The organism is Paenibacillus sp. LT-B23 (assembly GCF_059417685.1).
Map to the genome: position 1 here is coordinate 1 of NZ_JBSQBM010000018.1, position 11,321 is coordinate 11,321.

Below are 11,321 nucleotides of genomic sequence, written 5' to 3' on the forward strand. Positions count from 1 at the left end.
TAAAATGGCAGGGTTCTTCTAATTTTATAATAGCTCAAAACCACAATGCCTTTAAATCAAAATTATGAGAAACTCTCACAAACCTATACTTAATTCCTGTTAGAGTGAACTTTTTTGTGCTATGATTTAGCGGGTGATGTATTTCAATGATTGGGGTGTTTTTTGTGGATGTACGATACAATAAGCTGTTCAAACTTCTGATTGATAAAGGGATGAAGAAAACAGATCTACGCCATGCCACAGGTATAAGTCCTAACACATTGACTAAACTTTCTAATAATGAATATGTCTCAATGGACGTGCTTGTCAAAATATGTCGAGTGCTTAAATGCGATGTAGGAGATATTATGGAAGTTGTTTCTGCTGTAGAAAACTAACAGTAGAACGGATATTCGAGGGGTGATGGTATGGCAAAATTAGAATATAGTGCTGGAATGGTGAAACATTCATTTTGGTTTAATGAATTTAGAAAAATGATTGGTCTTCTGCTGGAGGGAAGTAGTTGGGAGGGGATCAAACGATTATGCCAAGAGGAAAACATTTTTTCTGTGCGCACAGTTGAGCGAGCGAATCACATATACCGTGTGGTTGCCAATCGTGTGAATAGTTTAGATAGAAGCATTCATACGTTTTTTTATAATGGCGAATTGAGTACACAAAAAATAATTGTACTAATTTCTATCATGAAGACGGACAAGCTTTTTTTTGATTTTGTCTACGAGGTTTATTATGAAAAGCTCCAATTTGGAAACAATCAACTTTCTGACGGCGATATTCAGCTTTTTCTTAGAAATAAGCAAGTTCAAAGTGAGCGAGTTGCGAAATGGACAGATGAAACTTTAAAACGTCTAGGAAGGGCATATAAAACAATTCTCATTGAAGCTGGTGTTTTGATTCGTGGCTCAAGGGACAACATCCAAAAGCCAATATTGGATATCGCTTTGAAAAGTTGGCTAATGAATAACCAAATGCAGATATATCTGGATGCTTTGACAGGGGGAGAAAGGTGAAGACATTACATGAGCGACTAGATCAGATGGAACAATTAATTCGTCTCCCCAACTTTCGACAAAACAAAGGGCTGGGTAATGAAGTCGGATATTATGTATTTGACTATCCTCCAGAGCATGAACTTGTTGTGCGGCAGCGAATACAATACATGAAAAATAAGAATAGCAAGTTTAATGATGGGTATGAATTGGTAGTCTTTGATCTATATGATATTGTCATCGAAATGCTTGAAGAAGAAGGTTTTCTAGATTTATGTTATGGATTCGAACAGAAAAATGGGTTAGATCGTATTGTTACAGCTATTGAACGGCTTGTATATGAGGAGAATATGGTGGAGCATTATATTCAAAAGAACACTCCTCAGATGGCGGTTGTAGTATTAATAGGGGTTGGAAAATGTTATCCATTTCTTCGTTCGCATAAAGTATTGAATAATCTGCATCATGCGGTTGATCATGTACCAGTAATTATGATGTATCCAGGAACGTATGATGGTCAACAACTCGTGCTTTTCTCGGAATTAAAGGATGATAATTATTATAGAGCTTTTCGACTCGTTGATTAGGAGGAATGGATGATGATATCAATTCGCGATATGTTTGTTAAACCGATAGACCGTGATATTAAAGGCGTGATTAAAGTTGGTCAAGCAGATGATGAGAACATTCGCCAGGAACTGGATGAGTATGTTGTTACAAAGGAAATGCAAAAGCATTTCGCTGACTTTTTTGCCAGCTACAAAAAAGGAATTGCTGGACGTACAGATAAAATGGGGGTTTGGATATCTGGATTCTTCGGAAGTGGTAAGTCACATTTTTTAAAAATACTATCTTATTTATTAGAAAATAAGGCTGTCAATGGACGGAAAGCATTTGAATTCTTTACTGAAGATAAAAAAATATCAGATTCGATGGTACTTGCAGATATGACATTAGCTTCAAATGTATCCACGGATGTCATTTTATTTAATATAGATTCCAAAAGTGATGTTAGCGGCAAACAGTCGAAAAATGCCATTGTTTCGGTTTTTCTTAAAGCATTTAACGAGATGCAGGGTCTATGTGCTTCTATTCCTTTTTTGGCTGATCTGGAGCGCACACTAATAGAAGCCAATATATATGAAGAATTTAAGCAGTTGTTTGAAAAATTGTATAAGAAAACATGGGTGTCCTCTCGGCATAAGTTTGATTTTATTCAGGATGTTGTTGTGGAAGTTTTGGTAACTTTAAATTTTATGAGCGAAGCCGCGGCACGTAATTGGTGCGAGAAAGCTGCAGAACCATACCAGATTAGTATTGAACAATTTGCAAAACTGGTGAAAGATTACATTGATCGAAAGGGAAACAATCATCATGTTGTCTTTTTAGTAGATGAGATTGGTCAATACATAGGTGATGATTCCAAGCTTATGTTGAATTTACAAACTGTCACTGAAGACCTTGGGACAGCGTGTCAAGGAAAAGCATGGGTGATTGTAACGAGCCAACAAGATATAGATGCAATTGCCAAAGATATGGGGCTACGTAGTAATGATTTTTCAAAGATACAAGGTCGTTTTGATACAAGATTATCGCTTTCCTCTGCCAATGTGGATGAAGTCATAAAAAAACGTATATTGGAAAAAACTCAGACAGCAGATGAGACATTACGACTGTTGTATGAACAAAAATCAACAATCATAAAAAATCTGATAGTGTTTAACGATGGAGTGGAAAAAAAGCTATATGTTAATGAACAGGATTTTTCTGCTGTTTATCCATTCATTCCTTACCAGTTCAACTTGCTAGGCGATGTACTGACATCTATCAGGCAACATGGTGCATCTGGAAAGCATCTTTCAGAAGGTGAACGTTCAATGTTGGCCCTGTTTAAAGAATCGGCAGTGAGAATTATGAATAATGAAGCCGGTGCGTTAGTACCTTTCAACGTATTTTATGATGCACTACACCAGTTCCTTGATCATCGGCATAAAGGGGTAATTATTCGGGCAGCAAGTAATAGATATATTAATCCTGATCAGGAAGAGGATTGTTTCAATGTTAACGTACTAAAAACCTTGTTTATGATCAAGTACGTCAAGGAAGTAACGGCTCATGTAGATAATATTGTTAGTCTTATGATCAATCATGTGGATACTGACCGTATTGCACTCAAGAAAAAGGTTGAGGATGCACTTAAAGTACTGGTTGATCAGACACTTGTACAAAAACATGGCGAGGTATACGTTTTTCTAACGGATGAAGAACAGGAAATCAATCAAGAGATCAAAAACCAGACGGTAGAAATGGCAGAGGTCATTGCCAAAGTATCCGAATTGATTTTCACAGATATCTATGGAGAAACGAAATATCGCTATCCAGCTTTCAATGGTCGCTATCATTTTTTATTTAATCAGTTTGTGGATGATCGTCTTCATCGTCCCAATCAAAATTATGATATTGGTGTTCGAGTATTGACGCCAAATTCAGAGTATGCTGACGATGAAATGACTCTGAGGATGATTTCTGGACAGAACAAGGAAGTATTGATAGTGTTGCCTAACGACGCTGCTTTTCTGGAAGAAGTTCGCAGTGCTTTAAAAATCGAAAAGTACTTACGTACTGCTGCTTCGGGAGCTTTGACAAAGTTTCAACAGATTAAGGATGCCAAAAACATTGAGATGAACGAACGAAGTGGTCGTGCAAAGCTCTTCCTGACAGAATCGCTCAAGCAAGCTCAGATTTATGTCAATGGAGACAAGGTGCAGATTGGTGCAAAAGACGTATCTACTCGTATTAACGAAGCAATAGGTAAATTGGTATCGACTGTCTATCACAAGCTTCCGTATATTAATGTGGCAGTGGGAGAAGTTCATATTAGAGAGTTGTTCAATACTTCTATGCAACAGTTATTAACGTTAGAAGGTGGAGAGCCTGCCAATGCGAATGCACTGCGAGACGTATTGGAGTTTATCTCTCTTAATGCAGCGTCACACTTGAAGACATCAATGAAGAGTATAATGACTCGTTTTATGAAAGCACCTTATGGATTTGTCGAAGACGATGTAGAATGGCTGGTAGCCTATCTATTCAAAAACGGTGATATCTCTTTTACAGTCAATGGTAGCAGCGTAACCTTATTGAACAAGACTTCAGACGAGATCATTCGCTATGTGACAAAGCGTGAATTTGTAGAAAAAATGCTTATGGATCGGCGTGAGAAAGCTACAGATCAACAGAAGAAAACGGTGCGAGAGTTATCTAAGGAAATATTCAGTGTTTCTATTATGAGTGAAGATGATGATGCCATCATGCAGGATTTTCAGCGCTATAGTCAACGCTTATTAAATGATATTGAAAAGATTGAGATTATGATTCAACAAAATAATTCTTTGCCAGGTAAAACAGTTGTTTCATCAGGAAAGCTGTTGCTTCGCAATGTGCTGCAGATACAGGTACCAGCAGAATTCTTCCAACTGCTTCATCGTGATCGGGATGATTATCTGGACTTTGCGGATATGTATGAACCGATCAAGCTGTTCTTTAATGGAGAGCAGAAAAACATTTTTGAGCGTGCTCTTCGTCTCATAGCTATTTTCGATGAAAGTAAGACCTTTATTGTGGATGAGCAGGTAGAATTGTTAGTAGCAGATATTAAGGGGATTTTGAAGAAAAATGAACCTTATACGGACATTCCGAAACTTCCTGATTTGCTCGATAAGTTTGCCGCGGCGTATACAAAGGTGCTTGATGATATGTCTATTCCTGTGCGTGCTGCTGTAGATGATGCCAAGGAACGCATTGTGGATGCTTTGGATGGAAAGCCATATCAAGATGCAATGAGTGAGCATGCATTTAGGTTGTTTCAAGAAATATACGATAAATTACAAACGTGTAACAATGTCGCCACATTGCAAAATATCAGAGTAGAAGCAGATGCACTAAAAGTAAGGCTGCTCAACGAAATGGATGCCAAGGATAGACAGTTTGTGAGGGAGCGTGCGAAGCAGGCTGAGCAATACAAAGTTAACAGTGAAACGGCTACTACAGCAGAACCCGAAGTGCAATCACTACCAAAGGTGAAAAAACGCCGGAATATCAGTATTAAAAGCATCAATTTGACAAACTCATGGCAAATTGAAACTCAGCAGGATGTCGAAAAATATATTGCTGCATTACGTGAGCGCATTTTGCGTGAACTTGATGAAGAAACGGTGATTAATATCGAATTTTAAGGAGCTGTACAGATGAACAAAACAGCCATTAAAAAGTTTGCAACATGGGCAAGGAATAAATTGATTGGCGACATTACGTATAAGTCAGGATTGATGGGCGTGTCGAGTGAAGGCATTGCTGATCCATTGCCCCAATCTACGAAAGAGATTCAATTTTTTGATATCGGTGCGAGTGAACCCTATGCTATTTCACATGCAGAGATCGCACAACGTGACAAGCTAGTTGAGATGATCAAAACTAAAGCCGCTAGTTCTGATTATAAAAATGCTTATCGTTATGTAGTCGAGGAAGTAGCGTATACCTGGTTTAATCGCTTAATTGCTATTCGTTTTATGGAAGTCAATGATTATCTGCCTTCTCGTATAAGAGTACTCTCATCGGAAAGTCCAAATAAGCCAGAGCCGGATCTCGTTACGACGCCGTTTGATGCAGATTTGCCCTTTGCAAGCGCCGAGCGGGAACAAGTGCTGAAATTTAAGCTAGACAATAAACTAGATGATCTTTTTCAAATGTTATTTATTAAGCAATGCAATGCCTTATACGAAGTCCTACCCGAATTGTTTGAGAAGACAAATGATTATACAGAATTGCTCTTGAATATCACATATTCAGATAAAGACGGTGTTGTATCTCGACTAATTAACAGTATCGCTGAAGAAGACTTTCAAGAACAGGTTCAGATTATTGGATGGCTGTATCAGTATTATAATACGGAGCCAAAAGAAGAAACCTTTAGTTTATTGAAGAAAAATGTGAAGGTTACAAAAGAACGCATTCCTACGGCAACGCAATTATTTACTCCAGATTGGATTGTTCGCTACATGGTCGAGAACAGTCTTGGACGACTGTGGTTAGAGCAGGAGCGTGCAAGAGTTGGTCTTGGAAATGAATATCTAAATGGTAGCTATTTTGGGTGGAAATATTACCTTGAAGAAGCCGAGCAAGAACCATCTGTTCAAAAGAAAATAGATTTATTTCTAAAGGAACAGAAGTATTTAAGACCTGAAGAAATTAAGATTATTGACCCTTGTATGGGGAGCGGTCACATTTTAGTTTATGCTTTTGATGTATTAATTCAAATTTATGAAAGTCAAGGATATAGTGCGAGAGATGCTGCCAAGCATATATTACAACATAATATTTTTGGATTAGATATTGATAAGCGCGCATGGCAGCTTGCCTATTTTTCATTAATAATGAAGGCACGACAATATAACCGAAGAATATTTAATGAGCAAGTAGCTCCTCAAGTGTATTTTCCTTCTGGGGATGCAGAAGGAGAGGAATGGGGCTCTTTAATCAAAGTAGATGCACTTGAACCGATTCCACAAATATCAGAAGGTCAAATGACAATTGAAGATATTAATTATGCTGAAAAACTACGGATATGGAATTTTAAGAGATTGCTTTCACAACAATACGATGTTGTGGTAACTAATCCACCCTATATGGGCTCTAGTGGGATGAATATCAGAGTATCGGACTTTCTTAAACATAATTATCCTGATAGTAAGAGTGATTTGTTTGCCGCATTTATTGAGAAGTGTGTTGCTCTGACTCGACAGTATGGTTATCAAGCAATGATTACTCAACATGCATGGATGTTTCTATCCAGTTTCGAGAAGTTGCGCGAGAAGATATTGATGCAGCAAGTAGTTAATATGGCTCATCTAGGTACAAGAGCATTTGCAGAGATAGCCGGAGAAGTAGTGCAATCAACAATGTTTGTGTTGCGAAAGTGGAAATTGGATGAATATAAGGGTTCATATGTAAGACTTGTTGATTTTAATGATGCAGAACAGAAAAAAGTAGAATACCTAAAAGTTCTTTCCGACAGTAAATGTCCGTATCTTTACTCAACCAATGTTAAAAAATTTCATGTAATACCAGGAAAACCAATAGTTTATTGGGCAAGCAATAAAATTATGGGTATATTTGATAAGGAGAAAATGATTACTATTGCTAGTCCCAAGAGGGGACTAAGCACCTGCGCCAATGATAAGTTTTATCGTTCTTGGGTAGAGATTAATTTCAAAGAAATTGATTTTGCTAATCTTAAAGGAGAAATAACCCAAGGTAAATGGATTCCGCTAAACAAAGGTGGGGAATTCAGGAAATGGTATGGAAACTTATGGGATGTGGTTGATTGGGCAGGGAATGGACGAAATATTAGGGCTTTCCCATCTTCATTAATAAAGAATGAAGACTTTTACTTTCTACCTTCGCTTACCTGGTCTTCAATAACATCAGGTGGGTTTAGTGTAAGATGTACACAAGAGGGATTCATATTTGATCAAGCAAGTAACGGGTTATTTCCTGGAAAAGAATTATTTTATTACATTGCTGGATTGTTAAATTCTGTGGTAGCAGCGAAGATATTAAACTTAATAAACCCATCCCTGAATGTATTAGTTGGAGACATTGCGAAAATTCCAGTTATTATAACACAAGAGGAAAAAGAAAAAGTGGATTCTATTGTTGCTAGTAACATCACGATATCAAAAAACGACTGGGATTCTTTTGAAACTTCGTGGGATTTTCAATATCATCCTCTAATAAAAAAAGTGGGGGGAAGTATAGAGGCTATTGCTGATATGTACAATAAATGGAAGGTAATTGCGGAGTCTCGTTTCCTACAAATTAAGTTTAACGAAGAAGAAATGAATAGTATTTTTATTGACATATACACTCTGCAGGATGAATTAAAACCAGATGTATCAGATAAGGATATTACAGTCACTCGTATATTTGATAACAAAGAAGATATTCCTGAGAGCATGAAAGGCAACAAATATGTATTGACCAAGGCAGATGTGATAAAGTCTTTTGTTTCTTATGCGGTTGGCTGCATGTTTGGTCGCTATTCATTAGATATCGACGGACTTGCTTATGCGGGTGGTGAGTGGGATGATAGCCAATATCGAACGTTCATTCCGGATAAGGATAATATCTTGACGATTACAGATGAACAGTACTATGAGGATGATATTGTCGGCATGTTTGTTGCTTTTGTGAAGAAGATGTACGGACAAGAGACATTAGAAGAAAATTTGGTCTTTATTGCTGAAGCTTTGGGCAATAAGGGGAATAGCTCACGCGAGAAGATTCGCAATTACTTCTTAAAAGATTTCTTTAAGGATCATTGCAAAACTTACCATAAGCGACCAATCTATTGGTTGTTTGATAGCGGCAAGGAGGATGGCTTCAAGGCGTTAATATACATGCATCGCTATGATGAGAATACGATTGGCAATCTTCGTATTGACTATTTGCATCGTCTTCAACGTGTTTATGAGCGGGAGATTGCTCGAATGGATGAAACTATTAAATATAGTGACAATGCACGTGAAAAATCTGTTGCGGAAAAACGTAAGGAAAAGTTGATGAAGCAGTTGAAGGAAACGAAGGACTACGATGAGAAAATTGCTCACCTTGCCATTGCTCGCAGACTTATTGATCTGGATGATGGAGTAAAGGTTAACTATGAGAAAGTGCAGACAGACTTGGAAAATACCATGTTATCTGTGCTAGCGAAAATTTAATTGAATGAAGAAAGGGGCAGCAGGATGCCCGAGTTGAATTTGAAACAAATCGTCGATAAACTCAATGCAGAATTTACCGGGGAAACTCGCAAATTAGTCTTTTGGTATGACGAGCATGCTGAGTTTGTTGAAGATATCACAAGTTTGAAACTGGATCGAGCTCAAGTGTATGTACTTGAGCCAGAAAACCAGTTTCGCACAAAGATATTTTTGGAGCGGGAAGATATAGAGACTAGCTACTTGCTCTATGCTCCTTTCCCAAAACCGGCTATACGCGATAATCACTTGGAGGATATGCTGCGTTATTCGAAACGCTTCTATGCAGACCGTGCCTCACTGTTAACAGTGGATTTGGGGATTGATGAACAGTACAAGCCAATTATTCAGAGGTATATCAAGTTCTTTGCTTCTAAGGAAAGAGAACGCAAATTCTATAGTCTTGAGATGGAGCAGTTCACAAAGGAAACAATTGAAGTTGCTCTTCTGAGTGTCTTATGTAAGGCACGAACTGTTACATTTGATGAAGTTTTACGAGTGGTTATGACAGAGGATGAGTTGGAGAATAATCGTTTTCTAAACGAGTTTGAGAAGTTTGATTTAACCACGATATTTTGGCAACATTGTGAGAGAGAGTATGGCTATTCAGATGCAAAGCCTACATTAGAAAAACTTGTAGCTACTTTGTTTGTTACGTATACAGAACGTTATTTGAGACAGGAACTACCACAAGCATGGCGGAGTTTCGTTTCTTTAAGACAAGGCAATGTCATCGTATTTATGGATCATTTTATGAACAGTTTTCTCTACCATGAGCGTTATGATGAATTATCTGCAGCAGCATCTTCTATGCTGAATGTTTCCGGTGCTATCTCGAAACTTGATTATGAAACCCTACTTGACTGCGATTCATTCGCGGAGATTGATCAACTTTTGTTGAATTGGATAATGGAACGATTGCTGGATGAGGATACAGGAGCAAAACTTCGGGAATGGGACATACCAAAGATTTGCCTGGAGCGTGGCAAAAAGCATTTTGGTACACGATTTAAAGTACAGTATAGTATGTTAGCTAGTGCTTATGAAGTGATTGTTGCAGCTAATTATGCTTGTTCAGATGATTTGAAATCATTGATTGCTCAATATCAACAAAAAGATTATCAAATTGATGCTCACTATAGGCACTTTTATTTCTTGTATGACCAGTTGACTGACACTTCTGGATATGAAAAATTGCGTGATTTAATTGAGAATATCTATACGAATGAGTATTTGGCAAAGCAAATGCCTATGTGGACATCATCTTTTGCAAGCGATGCAGCAATGAGCAATTTGCCACTGCAAAGACACTTTTACGGCCGTTATGTTGAAAGTAGTAAGAGCAAGGTTGTTGTCATTGTTTCAGATGCTTTGCGGTACGAGGTAGGAGAACAATTGTTTCAGAAACTTGAAAAGGACCCTAACTGTGTAACCAAAATAGAAGCAATGATGGGTATCTTACCCTCCTTTACACGATTAGGTATGGCCTCATTACTTCCACATAAGCAATTAGAATTGACGGATGAAGGGAAAGTTCTTGTGGATGGTTTACCTTCTGATAATCTTAAACAGAGGGAAGAGATTTTACAAAAATCGGTCCCTAATAGTCGTTGTGTACAATATGATGATGTCAAGCAATTGAAGAAAGCTGAACTACGTGAACTTTTTACAGGAATGGACGTTGTATATGTTTATCATAATCAAATTGATGCACGGGGAGATAAGTTGAACACCGAGAATGAAGTTTTTAACGCGTGTGAAGAAGCAATTGAAGAAATTTATACTCTGATTAAGCGCCTGTCTGTAAATGCTAATACGTATCATTTTGTAGTGACAGCAGACCACGGTTTCTTGTATAAACGTGATAAGCTAATGGAGCATGACAAAATCAGTGGAGTAGGCGGAAAAGACGCTTATGTTAATCGTCGCTTCATTGTAACTCAGGATGCAATTCAGGAAGACGGTGTATCTTCGGACAGTCTTGGAAGAATGCTAGGAAATGATGACAATCGTTATGTTTCGTTTCCTGTCAGTACGAATGTTTTCAAGGTTGCGGGTGGTGGACAGAATTATGTGCATGGGGGATGCTCACCACAAGAACTACTCCTACCTGTCATTGATGTAAAAACCGAACGGGGGCATGTGGAGACGCAACCTGCTTCAATTGCGTTGGTTAGCATGGTTCATAAAATTACGAATCTTATTACTTCATTAGATTTTATACAGACTGAACCCGTTAGTAGCGTAGTGAAAGAAATGAGCTATAAGCTGTTTTTTGTTTCGGAGGAAAATGAGCGTATCTCAAATGAATGTAATTACATGGCTGATCGAAAAGATAACGATCCGCAGAAAAGAATGTTTCGTTTGCGATTTGATTTTAAAAATCAGAAATATCATCGTAATAAGAGGTACTACCTGATAGCGTTGGATGAAAAGAATGGTTTGGAAGTGTTTCGTCATGATGTTGTGATTGACATTGCTTTTGCTAATGATTTTGGATTTTGACTGAGTAGGATGC

The 11,321-nt window shown here is 37.8% G+C and carries 6 protein-coding genes; all 6 read left to right on the top strand.

Annotated elements, in window-relative coordinates; all coding sequences use genetic code 11:
- Positions 1–146 precede the first annotated feature (146 nt).
- From ACWXW9_RS20645 to pglZ, 6 genes are read left to right on the top strand one after another with little or no spacing between them, the layout of a single operon-like run.
- Positions 147–377, top strand: coding sequence for a helix-turn-helix domain-containing protein (locus ACWXW9_RS20645; RefSeq protein ID WP_285848691.1), 231 nt, complete (start codon positions 147–149; stop codon positions 375–377).
- 30 nt (positions 378–407) lie between these two features.
- Positions 408–1,010, top strand: a complete 603-nt coding sequence (locus ACWXW9_RS20650; protein ID WP_494930942.1) for a DUF1819 family protein — start codon at positions 408–410, stop codon at positions 1,008–1,010.
- Positions 1,007–1,576, top strand: coding sequence for a DUF1788 domain-containing protein (locus tag ACWXW9_RS20655; RefSeq protein ID WP_494930943.1), 570 nt, complete (start codon positions 1,007–1,009; stop codon positions 1,574–1,576). Before ACWXW9_RS20650 ends, ACWXW9_RS20655 begins: the two co-directional genes overlap by 4 nt.
- A gap of 9 nt (positions 1,577–1,585) precedes the next feature.
- Positions 1,586–5,224 carry a BREX system P-loop protein BrxC gene (brxC, locus tag ACWXW9_RS20660; protein ID WP_494930944.1) on the top strand — a complete coding sequence of 1,213 codons (3,639 nt, stop codon included), beginning with the start codon at positions 1,586–1,588 and terminating at the stop codon, positions 5,222–5,224.
- A gap of 12 nt (positions 5,225–5,236) precedes the next feature.
- Positions 5,237–8,767, top strand: coding sequence for a BREX-1 system adenine-specific DNA-methyltransferase PglX (gene pglX, locus ACWXW9_RS20665; RefSeq protein WP_494930945.1), 3,531 nt, complete (start codon positions 5,237–5,239; stop codon positions 8,765–8,767).
- 39 nt (positions 8,768–8,806) lie between these two features.
- Entirely contained in the window at positions 8,807–11,308 is a 2,502-nt protein-coding gene (gene pglZ, locus ACWXW9_RS20670; protein WP_494930946.1) for a BREX-1 system phosphatase PglZ type A, read from the top strand.
- The last annotated feature ends 13 nt before the right edge of the window (positions 11,309–11,321 follow it).